The organism is Hydrogenophaga sp. PBL-H3 (genome assembly GCF_010104355.1).
Lineage (GTDB): Bacteria > Pseudomonadota > Gammaproteobacteria > Burkholderiales > Burkholderiaceae_C > Hydrogenophaga.
In genome coordinates this window covers 4,175,550-4,192,138 of sequence record NZ_CP044972.1, presented here as the reverse complement: position 1 = coordinate 4,192,138, position 16,589 = coordinate 4,175,550, and the positions used below count along the sequence as shown (strand labels likewise).

At 63.6% G+C, this 16,589-nt stretch carries 21 protein-coding genes; 13 read left to right on the top strand and 8 right to left on the bottom strand.

Features of this window, described 5'->3' with window-relative positions:
- Window positions 1-4: 4 nt before the first annotated feature.
- The 4 genes from lipA to F9Z44_RS19565 all read right to left on the bottom strand — a co-directional run bounded on the left by lipA (window position 5) and on the right by F9Z44_RS19565 (window position 3,034).
- Window positions 5-1,018: a lipoyl synthase gene (gene lipA, locus F9Z44_RS19580; RefSeq protein WP_159608361.1), complete on the bottom strand. Its 1,014-nt coding sequence runs from the start codon at window positions 1,016-1,018 to the stop codon at window positions 5-7.
- 26 nt (window positions 1,019-1,044) lie between these two features.
- The gene (gene lipB / locus F9Z44_RS19575; RefSeq protein WP_159608360.1) at window positions 1,045-1,737 is read right to left on the bottom strand and encodes a lipoyl(octanoyl) transferase LipB; all 693 of its coding nucleotides are present in this window, start codon (window positions 1,735-1,737) and stop codon (window positions 1,045-1,047) included.
- A gap of 98 nt (window positions 1,738-1,835) precedes the next feature.
- Window positions 1,836-2,120 carry an HP0495 family protein gene (locus tag F9Z44_RS19570; protein ID WP_159608359.1) on the bottom strand — a complete coding sequence of 95 codons (285 nt, stop codon included), beginning with the start codon at window positions 2,118-2,120 and terminating at the stop codon, window positions 1,836-1,838.
- 14 nt (window positions 2,121-2,134) lie between these two features.
- The gene (locus F9Z44_RS19565) at window positions 2,135-3,034 is read right to left on the bottom strand and encodes an aminotransferase class IV (protein ID WP_159608358.1); all 900 of its coding nucleotides are present in this window, start codon (window positions 3,032-3,034) and stop codon (window positions 2,135-2,137) included.
- Between the two features lie 141 nt (window positions 3,035-3,175).
- Between F9Z44_RS19565 and F9Z44_RS19560 the strand changes: the two genes are divergently transcribed.
- The 10 genes from F9Z44_RS19560 (at window position 3,176) to F9Z44_RS19515 (ending at window position 11,238) form a co-directional block, all read left to right on the top strand.
- A complete protein-coding gene (locus tag F9Z44_RS19560) occupies window positions 3,176-3,694 on the top strand; it encodes an ATP synthase subunit I (protein WP_236574198.1) in 519 nt (172 codons plus the stop codon).
- A 27-nt stretch (window positions 3,695-3,721) separates the two neighbouring features.
- A complete protein-coding gene (gene atpB / locus F9Z44_RS19555) occupies window positions 3,722-4,600 on the top strand; it encodes a F0F1 ATP synthase subunit A (protein ID WP_159608356.1) in 879 nt (292 codons plus the stop codon).
- 80 nt (window positions 4,601-4,680) lie between these two features.
- Entirely contained in the window at window positions 4,681-4,926 is a 246-nt protein-coding gene (atpE, locus tag F9Z44_RS19550; protein WP_009519254.1) for a F0F1 ATP synthase subunit C, read from the top strand.
- Window positions 4,927-5,054: 128 nt separating this feature from the next.
- On the top strand, window positions 5,055-5,525 hold the full coding sequence (locus F9Z44_RS19545) for a F0F1 ATP synthase subunit B (RefSeq protein ID WP_159608355.1): 471 nt from the start codon (window positions 5,055-5,057) through the stop codon (window positions 5,523-5,525).
- A 29-nt stretch (window positions 5,526-5,554) separates the two neighbouring features.
- Window positions 5,555-6,088: a F0F1 ATP synthase subunit delta gene (locus tag F9Z44_RS19540; protein ID WP_159608354.1), complete on the top strand. Its 534-nt coding sequence runs from the start codon at window positions 5,555-5,557 to the stop codon at window positions 6,086-6,088.
- Window positions 6,089-6,142: 54 nt separating this feature from the next.
- Window positions 6,143-7,699, top strand: a complete 1,557-nt coding sequence (gene atpA / locus F9Z44_RS19535) for a F0F1 ATP synthase subunit alpha (RefSeq protein WP_159608353.1) — start codon at window positions 6,143-6,145, stop codon at window positions 7,697-7,699.
- A gap of 31 nt (window positions 7,700-7,730) precedes the next feature.
- A complete protein-coding gene (gene atpG, locus F9Z44_RS19530; RefSeq protein WP_159608352.1) occupies window positions 7,731-8,597 on the top strand; it encodes a F0F1 ATP synthase subunit gamma in 867 nt (288 codons plus the stop codon).
- 44 nt (window positions 8,598-8,641) lie between these two features.
- Entirely contained in the window at window positions 8,642-10,048 is a 1,407-nt protein-coding gene (atpD, locus tag F9Z44_RS19525) for a F0F1 ATP synthase subunit beta (RefSeq protein ID WP_159608351.1), read from the top strand.
- Between the two features lie 75 nt (window positions 10,049-10,123).
- Complete coding sequence (locus F9Z44_RS19520) at window positions 10,124-10,540, top strand: F0F1 ATP synthase subunit epsilon (protein ID WP_056266665.1); 417 nt, start codon at window positions 10,124-10,126, stop codon at window positions 10,538-10,540.
- 125 nt (window positions 10,541-10,665) lie between these two features.
- Window positions 10,666-11,238: a cyclic nucleotide-binding domain-containing protein gene (locus tag F9Z44_RS19515; RefSeq protein WP_159608350.1), complete on the top strand. Its 573-nt coding sequence runs from the start codon at window positions 10,666-10,668 to the stop codon at window positions 11,236-11,238.
- A 13-nt stretch (window positions 11,239-11,251) separates the two neighbouring features.
- Here F9Z44_RS19515 and F9Z44_RS19510 read toward each other — a convergent pair whose 3' ends face one another.
- From F9Z44_RS19510 to F9Z44_RS19500, 3 genes are read right to left on the bottom strand one after another with little or no spacing between them, the layout of a single operon-like run.
- On the bottom strand, window positions 11,252-11,779 hold the full coding sequence (locus tag F9Z44_RS19510; protein ID WP_159608349.1) for a TPM domain-containing protein: 528 nt from the start codon (window positions 11,777-11,779) through the stop codon (window positions 11,252-11,254).
- Between the two features lie 5 nt (window positions 11,780-11,784).
- The gene (locus F9Z44_RS19505) at window positions 11,785-12,699 is read right to left on the bottom strand and encodes a TPM domain-containing protein (protein ID WP_159608348.1); all 915 of its coding nucleotides are present in this window, start codon (window positions 12,697-12,699) and stop codon (window positions 11,785-11,787) included.
- A complete protein-coding gene (locus F9Z44_RS19500) occupies window positions 12,696-13,316 on the bottom strand; it encodes a LemA family protein (RefSeq protein WP_159608347.1) in 621 nt (206 codons plus the stop codon). The genes F9Z44_RS19505 and F9Z44_RS19500 overlap by 4 nt, the downstream gene beginning before the upstream one ends.
- 138 nt (window positions 13,317-13,454) lie before the next feature.
- Here F9Z44_RS19500 and F9Z44_RS19495 point away from each other — a divergent pair, with 138 nt between their 5' ends.
- The 3 genes from F9Z44_RS19495 to F9Z44_RS19485 are packed head-to-tail and all read left to right on the top strand — an operon-like array spanning window position 13,455 to window position 15,422.
- On the top strand, window positions 13,455-13,892 hold the full coding sequence (locus F9Z44_RS19495; RefSeq protein WP_159608346.1) for a YybH family protein: 438 nt from the start codon (window positions 13,455-13,457) through the stop codon (window positions 13,890-13,892).
- Window positions 13,889-14,887: a YheT family hydrolase gene (locus F9Z44_RS19490; protein ID WP_236574197.1), complete on the top strand. Its 999-nt coding sequence runs from the start codon at window positions 13,889-13,891 to the stop codon at window positions 14,885-14,887. The genes F9Z44_RS19495 and F9Z44_RS19490 overlap by 4 nt, the downstream gene beginning before the upstream one ends.
- 10 nt (window positions 14,888-14,897) lie before the next feature.
- Entirely contained in the window at window positions 14,898-15,422 is a 525-nt protein-coding gene (locus tag F9Z44_RS19485) for a DUF2946 family protein (RefSeq protein WP_159608345.1), read from the top strand.
- Here the strand turns inward: F9Z44_RS19485 and F9Z44_RS19480 are convergent.
- A complete protein-coding gene (locus F9Z44_RS19480) occupies window positions 15,403-16,500 on the bottom strand; it encodes an IS630 family transposase (protein WP_159602847.1) in 1,098 nt (365 codons plus the stop codon). The genes F9Z44_RS19485 and F9Z44_RS19480 overlap by 20 nt on opposite strands.
- Window positions 16,501-16,589 lie beyond the last annotated feature (89 nt).

Here is a 16,589-nt window from a genome sequence, read left to right as displayed (position 1 = left end):
CAGCTCAGCGCGCGGTGTTGAGCACGTCGTGTGCTTGCTGGTCGGCGTGGTACGAGCTGCGCACCATGGCGCCCACGGCGGCGTGGCTGAAACCCATCTTGTAGGCCTCGGCCTCGAACATCTTGAAGGTGTCGGGGTGCACGTAGCGGCGCACCGGCAGGTGGTGGCCGCTGGGCGCGAGGTACTGGCCGATGGTGAGCATGTCGATGCCGTGCGCACGCATGTCGCGCATGACCTCCAGGATCTCTTCGTCCGTCTCGCCCAGGCCGACCATCAGACCGCTCTTGGTCGGAACGTCGGGGAAGAGCGCCTTGAACTTCTTTAGCAGGTTCAGGCTGAACTGGTAGTCGGAGCCCGGGCGTGCTTCCTTGTAGAGGCGCGGCACGGTCTCCATGTTGTGGTTCATCACGTCGGGCGGTGCTGCCTTGAGGATCTCCAGCGCACGGTCGTCGCGGCCACGGAAATCGGGCACCAGCACCTCGATCTGCGTCAGCGGCGACAAGGCCCGGGTCTTCTCGATGCAGGCCACGAAGTGGCCGGCGCCACCGTCGCGCAGGTCGTCGCGGTCCACGCTGGTGATCACCACGTATTTCAGCTTGAGCTGGGCAATCGTCCTGGCAAGGTTGTCGGGTTCGTCCACGTCCAGCGGGTCGGGGCGGCCGTGGCCCACGTCGCAGAACGGGCAGCGCCGCGTGCACTTGTCGCCCATGATCATGAAGGTGGCCGTGCCCTTGCCGAAGCACTCGCCGATGTTGGGGCAGCTGGCCTCCTCACACACCGTCACCAGCTTGTTGGCGCGCAGGATGTCCTTGATCTCGTAGAAGCGCGTGGTGGGGCTGCCGGCCTTGACGCGGATCCACTCGGGCTTCTTCAACACCTCGGCCGGCACGATCTTGATGGGGATGCGCGCGGTCTTGGCCTGGCTCTTTTGCTTGGCCGAGGCGTCGTAGCTGGCGGCGGGCTGGGCTTCGCGCACGGTGGTGTCGGCGGGTGCGGCGGGTGTGTCGGAGCGGTTCATGGCGTCGGCGCGCAGGGCGCTTGGAGTCAGGGTGAGAGGGTGGCGCTGAGCTTCTGGCCCAGCACGTGCGCGGCCTCGTCCCATGAAACCGCCACCCCGATTGTAGAAAGGTCCACGGTTTGCAGGCCCTGGTAGCCGCACGGGTTGATGCGCTGGAAGGGTTGCAGGTCCATCGCCACATTGAGCGCCACACCGTGGTAGGTGCAATGGCGGCTGACCTTGATGCCCAGCGCAGCGATCTTGCCCAGCCCGGTGAATTCAGGCTCTGGCGCCGGCTCTCCGGGGACGCGCCGCTGCGGACGCTGGGGCAGCACGGCATGGCTGAACGGGTCGTCCAGCCGCACGTAGATGCCAGGAGCGCCGGCCACGCGGTGCCCCGTGACCTGGAAGGCGGCCAGCGTGCGGATCACCGCCTCTTCGACGCGGTAGACGTACTCCTTGACGTAGTAGCCTGCGCGCTGCAGATCAACCAGCGGATACGCCACCACCTGGCCGGGCCCGTGGTAGGTCACCTGCCCGCCCCGGTTGGTCTGCACCACGGGGATGTTGCCGGGAGCAAGCAGGTGGTCTTCGCGGCCAGCGAGGCCCTTGGTGAAGACGGGTGGGTGTTCGCAGAGCCAGAGTTCGTTGGGGGTGTCGGCCGCGCGTTCCGCCGTGAAGGCCTGCATGGCCTGGTAGGTAGTGTCGTAAGGCACCCGACCGATGGACCTGACCAGCATGCCCGGAGGAAGGCGATCCGGCGCCGGGTCGCCCCAAGCTGGATCAGCCCCCCCGGGGGGCAGCGACCCGCGCAGCGGAGGAGCGTGGGGGCCTTGTGTCACAAGACGATCTTGACCATCGGGTGCGTGGTCAGCGTGCGGTAGAGCTCGTCGAGCTGCGCGCGGCTGGTCACGTGCACGCTCAAGGTGAGCCCCATGTAGTTCCCCGCTTTGCTGGGGCGCTGCTCCACGGTGCCGGGGTCGAAGGTGGCGTCAAACGCCTTGGCCACGTGCACCATCGCGTCGACGAAGCCTTCCACGTTCGCCCCCATCACCTTGATGGGGAATTGCGTGGGGTACTCGATCAGGGATTGTTCGGGTGGGATCTCGCGGGGTTGTTCCATCGTGTTTCTCCGTTTCAGGCCGACAGGGCGGCGACGGCTTGCTGGTAACCAGCGTACAGGCGTGCGTAGGTGGGTCCGGGTCGGCCTTGGCCCACAGGCTGATCATCCAGGCGGGCGATGGGCAGCACTTCCTTGGAGGCGGACGACAGCAGCAGCTCGTCGGCGCTGAACACCTCGGCCCGGGTGATGGGGCGCAATTCAAACCGAAGGCCCTGGGCCCGGCAGATCTCTTCGATCAGCCCGAAGCGAATGCCTTCGAGCACGCGATTGTCTTTGGGCGGTCCCATGACCACGCCGTCCTTCACCACCCACACGTTGCTGGACGCCGCCTCACTCAGGTGGTCTCCGCGGAACATCACGGTTTCCACGGCACCCGCGTCGATGCTGATCTGGCGAGCAAACACCGCGCCCAACAGGCTGGTGCTCTTGATGTGGGCCTTCTCCCAGCGGAAGTCGTCGGCGGTGACGCAGGCCACGCCGTGCTCGCGTTGCACCGGGGTGGCCAGTTTCATTTCGCTGGCCATCACGAAAACCGTGGGCAGGAGGCCAGAAGGCATGGCGTGATCCCGCACGGCCACGCCCCGTGTGACCTGTATGTAGATCAGCTGGTGAGCTGCACCGTGGGTGTCCCGCAGTGCGTGCGACAAGCGTTGCGCGATCGCTGCCCACTCGGCACGAGGCAACGGATTGGTCATGCGCAACTCGGCCAGCGACCGGTCCAGCCGGTCCATGTGCTGCCCAAACCGGAAGGGTTGACCGCCGTAGCAAGGCAGCACCTCGTACACGCCATCGCCGAAAATGAAGCCCCGATCCAGCACGCTGACCCGTGCATCGCGCAGCTGCGTGAATGCGCCATTGAGGTAACAGGTGGTGTCGGGCAGGGCGGCAGTTTCGCCCCAGTTCGCAGCATTCATGAAAAGATTATCGGCGGCTGCACACGCTGCGGACAGGCGAACGCCTTCTCACCTTGACGGAGCCATGGGGTTTCTACGTATAATCAGCGGCTTTGCGAACGTCGCCCAACCGTAACCTACCTGTAACCTTTCATGTCGACAATGCAACGCGTCGACGCGGAGTCACAGGGCCAGGTCGAGAGCCTGACTGACGGAGAAGATGGTGCGCAAGAGCCCGAATTCAAGCCACTGACGCGCGAAGAAGCGCAGCAGTGGCGAGCGAGCCAGCCGAGTTTCTCGTTGTGGCGGTTGGTGGTGGCGCAGTTGCTGGTGGGTTTGGCTGCTGGTGCGCTGGCTGGGTTGCTCACGCAATCGGCCCCGGTGGTGTGGTCGGTTCTGTATGGCGCGGCTGCGGTGGTGGTGCCTTCGGCCTTGATGGCCTACGGTTTGACCTCCAGTGCACTGAGTCGCCTGCTGGCGGGTTATGCGCAAGCTGCATTTGCCGGATTTTTGTTGTGGGAGGGGGTCAAGGTTCTGTTGGTGGTGGCCATGTTGTGGTCGGCCCCCTGGATCGTCCCCGGGTTGAATTGGCTGGGCCTGTTGGCCGGCTTGGTGGTGGTTCTCAAGGTGTACTGGTTTGGATTCTGGATCCAGGCCCGGCGCGCAAATCAAAACAGTTGAATTTCCGACTAATCGGTGCAAACGAACATGGCTACTGAAGGTATCGGTCCCACCCCTGGCGAGTACATCCGCCATCACTTGACGCATCTGACGAACCACAAGCAGGGCTTCATCGTCGACTTCTCGGTGATCAACATCGACTCGGTGATCGTGAGTTCGCTCATGGGTGCATTGGTGTGCTTCGTGCTCTGGCGTGCCGCCCGCATCGCCACGTCGGGCGTCCCCGGCCGTTTCCAGGCTGCGGTGGAAATGCTGGTCGAGATGGTCGACACCCAAGCCAAAGGTGTGATCCACAACGCAACCAGCCGCAAGCTGGTTGCGCCTCTGGCGCTCACCGTGTTCTGCTGGATCTTCATGATGAACTTCATGGACATGCTGCCGGTGGATGCGCTGCCCGAGCTGTGGGCCAAGATCTACGGCGCCGCTGGTCACGATCCGCATCACGCTTACTTGCGTGTGGTGCCCACGGCCGACCTGTCCACCACGCTGGGCCTGTCGATCTCCGTCTTGCTCATGTGCGTGTTCTACAACCTGAAGATCAAAGGTCTGGGTGGTTGGACGCATGAGCTCGTCACAGCGCCTTTCGGCACCAGCAAGAATCCCATTTGGGCCGTGCTGCTGGGCCTGATCAACTTCCTGATGCAAATGATCGAATTCGTGGCCAAGACGGTGTCCCACGGCATGCGGTTGTTCGGAAACATGTTCGCGGGTGAGTTGGTCTTCATGCTGATTGCGTTGCTGGGTGGCTTTGCTTCCTTGTCGCTCAGTGGTGGCCTGTTCTTTGTCGGACATGTGATCGCAGGCACGGTTTGGACCTTGTTCCACATCCTGGTCATTACCTTGCAGGCGTTCATTTTCATGATGCTGGCCCTGATTTATCTCGGGCAGGCGCATGACGCTCACTGAGTTGCGCGGCCTGTCCTCGCTCTGAGTTCTCGTTTCTCTCTTTCCCTTTCTCAACTTTCGTTCATCTCATAGGAGTCATCATGGAAAACGTTCTGGGTCTTGTCGCACTGGCTTGCGGTCTCATCGTCGGTCTGGGCGCCATCGGCGCATCCATCGGCATCGCGCTGATGGGCGGCAAATTTCTGGAATCGTCGGCCCGTCAGCCCGAGCTGATGAACGACCTGCAGACCAAGATGTTCATCTTGGCCGGTCTGATCGATGCTGCCTTCCTGATCGGCGTGGCCATTGCCCTGCTGTTCGCCTTCGCCAACCCCTTCACGCTGTAATCGGGTTTGCTGCCCGAGGCAGCGCGGGTGTTGGCCATGATCAGAAATCTTGATCGTTTCGGCTCCTCCCCGCGCTCTTGGGCAACAAGTGCGTCACCACTCTTGTCAACACACAGAAAGGCGTTGCGATGAATATCAATGCAACCCTCTTTGCGCAAGCCATCGTCTTTGCAATCCTGGTGTGGTTCACGATGAAATTCGTGTGGCCTCCGATTGCCAAAGCGCTCGATGAGCGTGCGTTGAAGATTTCCGAAGGCCTGGCGGCTTCCGAAAAAGCCAAGTCCGAACTGGCCGTGGCCAACAAGCGCGTGGAAGAAGAGTTGGGCAAGTCGCGCAACGAAGCTGCCACCCGTCTGGCCGATGCCGAGCGCCGTGCACAGACCGTGATCGAAGAGGCCAAGGCGCGTGCGACCGATGAAGCCACCAAGATCGTGGCCGCCGCTCACCAGGAAGCCGAGCAACAGGTCGTCAAGGCCCGCGAAGCCCTGCGCGAGCAGGTTGCCGCGCTGGCTGTCAAAGGGGCCGAGCAGATCCTCAAGCGCGAAGTCAACGCCGGCGTTCACGCCGAGTTGCTGGGTCGCCTGAAGACCGAGCTTTGATCCACCGACACGGCATTCAAAGGTAAACCATGGCCGAAATCGCCACCATTGCCCGCCCCTACGCGGAAGCGCTGTTCCAGGCCTCTGGCTCTGGTGCGGCTGGCACCGCCGCCTGGCTCGACGAGCTGGCGTCGGTGGCTGCCGATGAGCAGCTTCGCCAGTACGCCGACAACCCCAGGACCACGCCCGAACAGGTGTTCAGCCTGGTCGCCGGTGTGATCAAGACGAGCCTGCCTGCGATGGCGCAGAACTTCCTGCGCACCGTGATCGACAACGGTCGCCTGGCCGCGTTGCCTGAAATCGCGGACCAGTTCCGCGCTTTGAAGAACGCGCAGCAAGGCGCATTCGATGCGACGGTCTACAGTGCTTTTGCTATCGATAGCGCCGCGTTGGCCGATCTCTCCGGCGTGCTGGAAAAACGCTTTGCCCGCAAGCTCAACCTTCAGGTCGAATTGCAGCCCGAGTTGATCGGTGGCATTCGCGTGGTGGTGGGCGACGAAGTGCTCGACACCTCGATCAAAGCCCGCCTGGAACACATGAAAACCGCCCTGACCGCGGCCTGACCGCTGTAACCCCGCGCCCGCCTGCTCACCATTTAACGAAAGAAGGAAAGAGTCATGCAACTCAATCCCGCCGAAATTTCCGAATTGATCAAGTCCCGCATCGAGGGACTGGGCACATCGACCGATGTGCGCAACCAGGGCACCGTGGTGTCGGTGACCGACGGTATCGTCCGCGTCCACGGCCTGTCCGACGTGATGCAGGGCGAGATGCTGGAATTCCCGGCCAACAAGGACGGCGTGCCTTCCTTTGGCCTGGCGCTGAACCTGGAGCGTGACTCCGTGGGCGCCGTGATTTTGGGTGAGTACGAGCACATCTCCGAAGGCGAAACCGTCAAGTGCACGGGCCGCATTCTGGAAGTGCCGGTGGGTCCCGAGCTGATTGGCCGCGTGGTCAACGCCCTGGGTGCTCCGATCGACGGCAAGGGCCCGATCAACGCCAAGATGACCGACGTGATCGAGAAGGTCGCGCCCGGCGTGATCGCTCGCAAATCGGTGGACCAGCCGGTGCAGACCGGCCTGAAGTCGATCGACTCCATGGTGCCCGTGGGCCGTGGCCAGCGCGAGCTGATCATCGGCGACCGCCAGACCGGCAAGACCGCTGTGGCGATCGACGCGATCATCAACCAGAAGGGTCAGAACATGACCTGCGTTTACGTCGCCATTGGCCAGAAGGCCTCGTCGATCAAGAACGTGGTGCGTGCCCTGGAGCAGGCTGGCGCGATGGAATACACCATCGTCGTGGCCGCTTCGGCTTCTGAATCCGCTGCCATGCAGTACCTGTCGGCCTACTCCGGCTGCACCATGGGCGAGTACTTCCGCGACCGTGGCCAGGACGCCCTGATCGTGTATGACGACCTGTCCAAGCAGGCCGTGGCCTACCGCCAGGTCTCGCTGCTGCTGCGCCGCCCACCAGGCCGCGAAGCCTACCCAGGCGACGTGTTCTACCTCCACAGCCGTCTGCTGGAGCGGGCCGCTCGCGTGAACGCCGACTACGTCGAAGCCTTCACCAAAGGCGAAGTCAAAGGCAAGACTGGTTCGCTGACGGCACTGCCCATCATCGAAACGCAGGCCGGTGACGTGTCCGCTTTCGTGCCCACCAACGTGATCTCGATCACCGACGGCCAGATCTTCCTCGAAACCAGCCTGTTCAACGCCGGTATCCGCCCCGCCATCAACGCCGGCATTTCGGTGTCGCGCGTCGGTGGTGCTGCCCAGACCAAGCTGATCAAGAGCCTGTCTGGCGGTATCCGTACCGACCTGGCCCAGTACCGTGAACTGGCTGCGTTCGCGCAGTTCGCGTCCGACCTGGACGAGGCCACCCGCAAGCAGCTCGACCGCGGTGCCCGCGTGACCGAACTCTTGAAGCAGGCGCAATACAGCCCACAGTCGATCGGCCTCATGGCTTCCACGCTGTTCGCCGTGAACAAGGGATACCTGGACGACATCGAAGTCAAGAAAGTGCTCTCGTTCGAGAACGGCATGCACGCTTTCCTCAAGGACAAGCACGCAGCGCTGCTGTCCAAGCTGGAAAACGACAAGGCCATGGACAAGGACGCGGAAGCCCAGCTGGCTGCAGCCATTGCCGACTTCAAGAAAACCGGCACCTACTGATCCGGTCCATTGACTTCTTAGAGGAAACACAATGGCAGCAGGCAAGGAAATACGCGGCAAGATCAAATCGGTGGAGAACACCAAGAAGATCACCAAAGCCATGGAAATGGTCGCCGCCTCCAAGATGCGCAAGGCGCAGGAACGCATGCGTGCGGCCCGGCCTTACGCAGAAAAAGTGCGCCAGATCACCGGCAACCTGAGCCGCGCCAACCCCGAGTACACGCACCCCTTCATGCAGACCAACGACGCCAAAGTCGCGGGTTTTGTGGTGGTGACGACCGACAAGGGTCTGTGTGGTGGTTTGAACACCAACGTACTGCGCGCGGTGACGACCCAGCTCAAGGACCTGCAGGCGCAGGGCCAAACGGCTGAGGTGGTTGCCATTGGCAACAAAGGGCTGGCGTTCATGAACCGCATCGGTGCCAAGGTGGTTTCCAGCGTGACCGCTCTGGGTGACACGCCGCACCTTGAGAAGCTGATCGGCCCGGTGAAGACGCTGCTCGATGCGTACACCGAGGGTCGCGTCAATGCCGTCTACGTCTGCTACACCAAGTTCATCAACACGATGAAGCAGGAGTCGGTGGTCGAGAAGCTGTTGCCGCTCAACTCCGGCGATCTGCAGGACAACGCCGGTGGCCGTGACTGGGACTACATCTACGAACCCGATGCACCGGCCGTCATTGACGAGCTCCTGCTGCGCTACGTGGAAGCCCAGGTCTACCAGGCCGTGGCTGAAAACATGGCGTCCGAGCAGTCTGCGCGCATGGTGGCCATGAAGGCCGCCACCGACAACGCCGGCAGCGTCATCAGCGAACTCAAGCTGGTCTACAACAAGACCCGCCAGGCGGCGATCACGAAAGAGCTTTCGGAAATCGTCGCCGGCGCCGCAGCGGTCTGAAGCAGCCGTTCAACAGAATCCAGAGAATTTAAAAGGTATCCATCATGTCTCAAGTACAAGGCAAGATTGTTCAGTGCATTGGCGCCGTGGTCGACGTGGAATTTCCGCGCAACCAGATGCCGCGCGTTTACGACGCCCTGAAAATGGAAGGTTCCGCGCTGACGCTGGAAGTCCAGCAGCAGCTCGGTGACGGCGTGGTCCGCACCATTGCGCTGGGCTCTTCCGACGGCCTGCGCCGCGGTATGGTGGTGACCAACACCGCCGAGCCCATCATGGTGCCCGTGGGCAAAGCCACCCTGGGCCGCATCATGGACGTGCTCGGCGCGCCCATCGACGAGCGTGGCCCGGTTGATCAGGCGCTCACAGCCTCCATCCACCGCAAGGCCCCAGCGTATGACGAGTTGTCGCCATCGCAAGAGCTGTTGGAGACCGGCATCAAGGTGATCGACTTGATCTGCCCGTTTGCCAAGGGCGGCAAGGTGGGCCTGTTCGGTGGTGCCGGCGTGGGCAAGACCGTGAACATGATGGAACTCATCAACAACATCGCCAAGGCCCACAGCGGTCTGTCGGTGTTCGCTGGTGTGGGTGAGCGCACCCGCGAAGGCAACGACTTCTATCACGAGATGGCCGACTCCGGCGTCGTGAACCTGGAGAACCTGGGCGAGTCCAAAGTGGCCATGGTCTACGGCCAGATGAACGAGCCCCCGGGCAACCGTCTGCGCGTGGCCCTGACAGGCCTGACCATCGCCGAGTCGTTCCGCGACGAAGGCCGTGACGTGCTGTTCTTCGTGGACAACATCTACCGTTACACGCTGGCCGGTACCGAAGTTTCCGCCCTGCTGGGCCGCATGCCGTCCGCCGTGGGTTACCAGCCCACGCTGGCCGAAGAGATGGGCCGTCTGCAGGAGCGCATCACCTCCACCAAGGTCGGCTCGATCACTTCCATTCAGGCCGTGTACGTGCCCGCCGATGACTTGACCGATCCGTCGCCAGCCACCACCTTCGCCCACCTGGACTCCACCGTGGTGCTGAGCCGTGACATCGCTTCGCTGGGCATCTACCCCGCCGTCGATCCTCTGGACTCCACCAGCCGCCAGCTCGATCCGCTGGTCGTGGGCCAGGAACACTACGAAACCGCCCGCGCCGTGCAGAACACCCTGCAGCGCTACAAGGAACTGCGCGACATCATCGCCATTCTGGGCATGGACGAACTGGCACCGGAAGACAAACTGGCCGTGGCCCGCGCGCGCAAGATCCAACGTTTCCTGTCGCAGCCGTTCCACGTGGCTGAAGTGTTCACCGGCTCGCCCGGCAAGTACGTGACGCTGGCCGAAACCATCCGTGGTTTCAAGATGATCACCGCCGGCGAGTGCGACCACCTGCCCGAGCAGTCGTTCTACATGGTCGGCACGATCGACGAAGCTTTTGAGAAAGCGAAGAAGATGGCCTGAAGCGGCTGAAGCGGGTGTCGGCCTGTGCCGCTCACCCGCCCGCTTGCTTTCCAGCCCTCTTCAACAGGAGACCCTATGAGCACCATCCGCGTCGACGTGGTGAGCGCCGAAGCTTCCATCTTTTCCGGCGAAGCCAAGTTTGTGGCCCTGCCCGGTGAAGCCGGCGAGCTGGGCATCTTGCCCGGTCACATTCCGCTCATCACCCGTATCAAACCCGGTGCCGTGCGCATCGAAAAAGCCGATGGCGGCGAAGAGTTTGTGTTCGTGGCCGGCGGCATTCTGGAAGTGCAACCGCACCACATCACCGTGCTGTCCGACACCGCCATCCGCGGCAAGGACCTCGACGAAGCCAAGGCGCTCGATGCCCGCAAGCAGGCCGAAGAGGCTTTGAAAAACGCCAAGAGCGACATCGATCTGGCCAAGGCGACGTCGGAGTTGGCGGTCATGGCGGCCCAGATTGCTGCACTGCGCAAATACCGGCAAAAGAAATGAGTGAGCAGACCACGGTCTGCCCCCCCCATGAAAAGATCGGCCGCGGCCGGTCTTTTTTTTGCCTGTTGCTCGCTGCAATCTCCAGCGGTCCGAATACCATGTGATCGCGAACAAAGGCTGAGACGATGTCATCGATTTTTGAAAGTCCGGAACTGGCCCCCGAAGAGGTGGCTGCGCGATTGTTGGTCACACCATCGGCTCTGGCCGACCTCACGTTGGGCGACGCCCTCAAAGTGGTCGGCTACATGCGACCCAAGCTGATCAAGGCGGGGACGGTGATCATCCAGGAGGGTGAGGTCCGGCAGAACGACTACATGCTGCTGGTGCTCGAAGGTGACATCGCGGTGGAGAATGAACTGCCGGGCCTGCACGAAAGCATGGTGGTCAACATCATGGGTCCAGGTCACCTCATCGGTGAGATGGGTGTGCTGGATGGGGCGCCGCGTTCAGCCACGTGCACGGCCAACACCAACATCGCTGCGGCTGTGCTCTCACGCACTGCGCTCATGCGCATCCTCAAGGAAGACCCGCGCCTGGGTTCGCGCCTGTTGCTGGCCATTTCCAAACGCATGGCCGACCGGCTGCGCGAAACCACCCGCAAGCTCAAGACCTTTGCCCAGATGAACAAGGCCTTGCAGCAGGAACTGCAGGTGGTGATGAACAGCCGCAGCCCGCTGGACAAACGCAAGGGCGGCTGACCCGCCGGGCGGTTCAGCGGCGGACCACGGCGTTGGGGAGTTCATTGGGGCGCCCCTTGCCGCCATCGGCCGGGAAATACGCAACCAGCAAAGCGGAGACTTCTTCCAGTGCCTGGGTGAGACCGTCCTCAACTTCCCCCAGTCGCAGACGCGAGGCGAGTCGATCGACGATGGCCTGCCACTGCGCCGGGCTCACGCGCCGCACGAGTGCGCGGTCGGCCACGAACTCGATGGCGTGTTCGGCCAGCAGCACATAGATCAGCACGCCGTTGTTGTGTTCGGTGTCCCAGATGCGCAGCCGCCCGAACCAGGTCAGGGCGCGCTCGCGCACCACCGCTGCCAAGGGAGTCGCCGTACCGATGCGCCAGAGGTAGCTCAGCGGCAACGAGGCCTCGACACACAGGCGCACCTCACCGGTGTGCCGGCCTTCACTGGCCGCCACGCGGCGCGCGATGCGCTCGGCCATGTCGTCGGGCACCGCTCGCACGGTGTCCGCGCGGTCCATCCAGCGGTGCTTGACGATGCGCAGCAACTTGTTCATGGCAACTACCAGCCGCCCGAGGCGCCGCCGCCCCCAAAATTGCCGCCGCCGCCCGAGCTGAACCCGCCACCCCCGCGGCCACCCCCGAAACCCCCGCCGCCCAGGCCGCCACCACCCCAGCCACCGCCGCGACCGCCTCTGCCCGAGCCTCCCGGGGAAGCGGCCGGCAGGAACTGCATGAACAGCGCGGCGAGCATGCCGAGCAGGCCAGCGCCGATGGCCACCCACAGCACGGCGGTGAGCACCCAGGCCAGGGCGCCCGCGCCCACCCCGGTGAGCACGGTGCCGAGCTTGTTGCCAAACATGCCCCGCAGCACACCCGAGAGCATGGGGACGGCAAACACCAAAAAGATCAGCGCGTCCATCCATTCAAATTCGCTGGAGCCCGCTGCCCGTTGCGCCGCCGACGCATCGGGCAGCGGCAGCTCTTCGCCGCGGATGCGCGCCAGGATCTGGTCGACGCCGGCGTTGATGCCGCCTGCATAGTCGCCGCGCCGAAAGGCGGGCGTGACCGCGCTGTCCAGGATGCGGCGCGCCATGAGGTCGGGGATTGCGCCTTCCAGCGCCTTGGCCGTGGCGATGCGCAGGCGCCGGTCGTCCTTGGCGATCACTAACAAAGCGCCGTCACCCACCTCGGCCCGGCCGATCTTCCACGCGTCGCCCACGCGTTGGGTGAAGTCGGCAATGTCTTCGGGGGCGGTGGTCGGCACCATCAGCACCACCACCTGGGAACCGTTGGATTGTTCGAATGCGGCCAGCTTGGCCTCGATGGCGGCGAGGTTGGCGGCGTCCAGCGTGGCGGTCTGGTCGATCACATGCGCGCTCAGCGCGGGCACGGGCACCAGGCCCTGGGCCGCCGCAAGGGCCACCACCCACCACAGTCCCAGTGCCAGGAGGCACCGGGCACAGAAGCGCGTCATGGCTTCTTGAAGTCCACCGTGGGCGGTGCGGAAATGGCAGCCTCATTGGCCACCTGGAAGTTGGCCTTGGGCTTGTAGCCGAACACCATGGCGGTGAGGTTGCTCGGGAAGCTGCGCGAGAGCACGTTGTATTCCTGAACTGTCTGGATGTAACGGTTGCGCGCAACAGTGATGCGGTTCTCGGTGCCTTCAAGCTGCACGCGCAGATCGCTGAAGCCCTGGTTGGCCTTGAGGTTGGGGTACTGCTCCACCACCACCATCAAGCGGCTGAGCGCGCTGCCCAGTTCGCCCTGCGCGGCCTGGAACTGTTGCAGGGCGGCCGGGTCGTTCAGCGTCTGCGGGGTCACCTGGATGCTGGTGGCCTTGGCGCGAGCCTCGATCACGCGCGTGAGCGTTTCCTGCTCGAAGTTGGCCTCACCTTTGACGGTGGCCACGATGTTGGGGATCAGGTCGGCGCGGCGCTGGTACTGGTTGAGCACCTCCGACCAGGCCGATTGCGTCTGTTCGTCGAGCCGTTGGAAATCGTTGTAGCCGCAGCCCGTGAGGCCGATGGACAGCAGCACAGCGGCCAGCCAGGTGAGCAGCCGGGCGAACGGGGAGCGCAAGGGCGTGTGCATAAAACCTCCAGTGGCCGGTGGGCCGTTCATGCGGAGACTCTGGTCGAGCCTTGAATCTGCGGGACTATACCCCCGGGGCATGGTGCCTGGTGGTGTGCCCGATCGCACAAGGGCGGCGGTGCCTGCAAAATACGGCGCATGCGAAAACCCAAACTCCCGCCGGGCTCCCCGGACGACACGGAAGCCGCGTTCTACGACGCCCTGCAACACGCAGACATCGAGCGCCTCATGGCCTGCTGGGCCGACGAGGACGACATCGTGTGCGTGCATCCGGGCGGACCGAGGCTGGTGGGCCACGCAGCGGTGCGCTCGGCGTTCGAGGCCATGTTCTCCAACGGCAGCGTGCAGGCCACGCCGGAGAAAGTGCGGCGCCTGGACGCCGGCGCCTGCAGCGTGCACAGCGTCGTTGAGCGCGTGGCCGTGATGAGCGATGACGGCTTTCAGCACGCCTGGGTGGTCGCCACCAACGTGTACGCCAAGACGGCGCAAGGCTGGCGCATGGTGGCGCACCACGCCAGTCCCGGCATGCGCACCGAGCCGCCGGAGATCCTCACCGCCAAACCCGTGCTGCATTGAGCGCGGAAGGTTTTCCCTATGCTGCGCCGTGGTGGCTGCCCGGCGGCAATGCGCAGACGCTGTGGGCCGCGCTGGCCAGCCGCCGGCACTTCGGGCCCGCGCCCCGGTGGGCACGCAGCCGCTGGACCACGCCCGATGGTGACTTCATCGACGTCGATCAGGCGCAGCACACCGCACCCGCGGGCGCGCCTTTGCTGGTGTTGTTCCACGGCCTCGAAGGCTCGTCGGCCAGCCAGTACGCGGTGGCCTTCGCCGATTTTTCGGCGGCCCACGGACTGGCCTTCGCCGTGCCGCATTTTCGCGGCTGCTCGGGTGAACTCAACCGCGCGCCACGCGCCTACCACTCGGGCGACTTTGAAGAGATCGACTGGATCCTGAAGCGGTTTGCCACCGAACACCCCGAGCGACCCTTGATTGCGGTGGGCGTGTCCCTCGGCGGTAATGCACTCATGCGCTGGGCCGCCGAGATGGGTGAGTCTGCCCGCCAGCATGTGCGGGCGGTGGCCTCCATCTGCTCGCCGCTGGACCTGACCGCGAGCGGCCATGCCATCGGACGCGGCTTCAACCGACTGGTCTACACGCGCATGTTTCTGGGCAGCATGGTGCCCAAGGCCCTGAAGAAACTGGAGCAGCACCCCGGTCTGTTCGACCGCGATGCGCTGCTGGCCGCGCGGGACCTCTTTGAATTCGACAACCTGTTCACAGCTCCGTTGCATGGCTTTCGCGACACGCAGGACTACTGGTCGCGCGCCTCGGCCAAACCCGTGTTGCATCAGATCCGCGTGCCTGCCCTTGCGCTCAATGCCCGCAACGACCCGTTCATTCCCGCTGCATCTCTGCCGACACCGCAGGAAGTCGGCGGGTACCTGACCTTGTGGCAGCCGACGCAGGGCGGGCATGTGGGCTTTCCCGTTTCGCACGGTGCGCTAGGGCTGCCCGGCCACGTGCGCGCCATGCCCGATGCCGTGGGACACTGGCTGCTCGCCCACCTTTGATCAAACACCCATGGACGAGATCGTCAAGGCCGCCATGGCCAAGTGGCCCAACGTACCCAACTGCTTCGGCTGGCTGGGGCTGGATGCGCGCGGCAACTGGTACATGCGCGACGACCGCGTGCAGGCCGCCGGCGCGTTTCCGGCGAGCAAGGGATCGCTGCTGCGTCACGAAAAGCTCATCGACTTCATCCAGCGCAACTACGCCCCTGATGACGAAGGGCAGTGGTATTTCCAGAACGGTCCGCAGCGCGTGTACGTCGAGCTTGAAGCCACACCGTGGATCTGGCGCCTGCAGCCCGATGGGCGGGTGCTCAGCCACACCGGCGCGGTGGCGCAGGTGCAAGGCAGCCTGCTGGACGAGAGCGGCAAGCTGTATCTGGTGGCCGATCTCGGCATTGGACTGGTGCACAGCGCCGACATGGTGCTCGCGGGCGATTGCGTGGAGGCCGGCTTGTGGTCTCCGCGGGGCGTGCAGGCCGCTGACTTGCCAGCCCAGGGCCGTTTCGTGCGCAGCCCTAGTGTCCTGTCCCGTTAATTCGTCCGCATAGCCGGGCGAGCTTTTCGAGGATCGAGTCGGCTGTTGCCATCCAGGTGAAGGGCTTGCAGTTCTCGTTGTATTGACTGACGAATGAGTTGATCTTGTTCGTCAGCTCCTTGACGCTTTTGAACGAGCCGCGACGGATCGCCTTGTCGGTGATGATGGCGAAGAAGCGTTCGACCTGATTGAGCCAGCTCGAGTAGGTCGGCACGAAGTGCATATGCCAGCGTGGCCGCTGTGCGAGCCAGGCGCGCACCTTCGGGTGCTTGTGGCTGGCGTAGTTGTCGGCGATGCAGTGCACGTCCAGTGCCTGCGGCACCGCCTTGTCGATCGTGCGCAGGAAGTCCAGAAACTCCTGGTGCCGGTGCCTCGGGCGGCATTGCGCCAGCACCTGCCCATTCATCACGTTGAGCGCGGCAAACAGCGTGGTCGTTCCATGGCGCACATAGTCGTGGGTCACGCCTTCCACATAGCCCAACCCCATCGGCAGCATGGGCTGAGTGCGCTCCAACGCTTGGCACTGACTTTTCTCATCGACGCATAGCACCAGCGCGTTCTCAGGAGGATTCAGGTACAGCCCGACCACATCGCGAAGCTTCTCGATGAACAGGGGATCGGTCGACAACTTGAAGCTCTCCACACGGTGCGGCTTGAGTTGGAACGCCTGCAGGTAGCGCGCCACCGTGCTCTTGCTGATGCCTGTCTCGCCCGCCAAGCCCCGAGTGCTCCAGTGCGTCGAGCCATCTGCAGGCTTGGTGTGCAATGTCTTGGTGATCAGCTGCGCGACTCGCTCATCATCGACCGTGCGCGGCCGTCCCGGGCGCAACTCATCGTACAGACCAGCGATGCGATCTCGCACATACCGACCGCGCCACTTGTTCACCGTGTTTCGATCCAGCCCTAGCGCTTTGGCAACCTGCGTGCTCGCAATGTCCGATCCTTCACAGGCCAGCACAATCCGCGCTCTCAAGGCAAGGGCAGCAGGCAGCGAGCGCGATCTCGCCATCGAGGTCAATTCGGCACGCTCCATCTCGGTCAGCGTGACCACATTGGTACGGGTGTATGCGTTGGGCATAGGGCATCTCCAAGGATGCTTCATCCCATGCAGTTTCTGTGCCTACGAATTAACGGGACAGGACACTAGCCCTGTGGTGTCACACGCAA

Excerpts from the sequence above, each read along its gene's own strand:
- F9Z44_RS19495 (WP_159608346.1), top strand. The coding sequence starts at position 13,455 with ATGCGAAAACCCAAACTCCCGCCGGGCTCCCCGGACGACACGGAAGCC.
- F9Z44_RS19565 (WP_159608358.1), bottom strand. The coding sequence starts at position 3,034 with ATGAATGCTGCGAACTGGGGCGAAACTGCCGCCCTGCCCGACACCACC.
- F9Z44_RS19480 (WP_159602847.1), bottom strand. The coding sequence starts at position 16,500 with ATGCCCAACGCATACACCCGTACCAATGTGGTCACGCTGACCGAGATG.
- F9Z44_RS19560 (WP_236574198.1), top strand. The coding sequence starts at position 3,176 with ATGCAACGCGTCGACGCGGAGTCACAGGGCCAGGTCGAGAGCCTGACT.
- atpB (WP_159608356.1), top strand. The coding sequence starts at position 3,722 with ATGGCTACTGAAGGTATCGGTCCCACCCCTGGCGAGTACATCCGCCAT.
- F9Z44_RS19505 (WP_159608348.1), bottom strand. The coding sequence starts at position 12,699 with ATGACGCGCTTCTGTGCCCGGTGCCTCCTGGCACTGGGACTGTGGTGG.
- F9Z44_RS19520 (WP_056266665.1), top strand. The coding sequence starts at position 10,124 with ATGAGCACCATCCGCGTCGACGTGGTGAGCGCCGAAGCTTCCATCTTT.
- F9Z44_RS19485 (WP_159608345.1), top strand. The coding sequence starts at position 14,898 with ATGGACGAGATCGTCAAGGCCGCCATGGCCAAGTGGCCCAACGTACCC.
- F9Z44_RS19570 (WP_159608359.1), bottom strand. The coding sequence starts at position 2,120 with ATGGAACAACCCCGCGAGATCCCACCCGAACAATCCCTGATCGAGTAC.
- atpG (WP_159608352.1), top strand. The coding sequence starts at position 7,731 with ATGGCAGCAGGCAAGGAAATACGCGGCAAGATCAAATCGGTGGAGAAC.
- atpD (WP_159608351.1), top strand. The coding sequence starts at position 8,642 with ATGTCTCAAGTACAAGGCAAGATTGTTCAGTGCATTGGCGCCGTGGTC.
- F9Z44_RS19510 (WP_159608349.1), bottom strand. The coding sequence starts at position 11,779 with ATGAACAAGTTGCTGCGCATCGTCAAGCACCGCTGGATGGACCGCGCG.
- atpE (WP_009519254.1), top strand. The coding sequence starts at position 4,681 with ATGGAAAACGTTCTGGGTCTTGTCGCACTGGCTTGCGGTCTCATCGTC.
- F9Z44_RS19500 (WP_159608347.1), bottom strand. The coding sequence starts at position 13,316 with ATGCACACGCCCTTGCGCTCCCCGTTCGCCCGGCTGCTCACCTGGCTG.
- F9Z44_RS19545 (WP_159608355.1), top strand. The coding sequence starts at position 5,055 with ATGAATATCAATGCAACCCTCTTTGCGCAAGCCATCGTCTTTGCAATC.
- F9Z44_RS19515 (WP_159608350.1), top strand. The coding sequence starts at position 10,666 with ATGTCATCGATTTTTGAAAGTCCGGAACTGGCCCCCGAAGAGGTGGCT.
- lipA (WP_159608361.1), bottom strand. The coding sequence starts at position 1,018 with ATGAACCGCTCCGACACACCCGCCGCACCCGCCGACACCACCGTGCGC.
- lipB (WP_159608360.1), bottom strand. The coding sequence starts at position 1,737 with ATGCTGGTCAGGTCCATCGGTCGGGTGCCTTACGACACTACCTACCAG.
- F9Z44_RS19540 (WP_159608354.1), top strand. The coding sequence starts at position 5,555 with ATGGCCGAAATCGCCACCATTGCCCGCCCCTACGCGGAAGCGCTGTTC.
- atpA (WP_159608353.1), top strand. The coding sequence starts at position 6,143 with ATGCAACTCAATCCCGCCGAAATTTCCGAATTGATCAAGTCCCGCATC.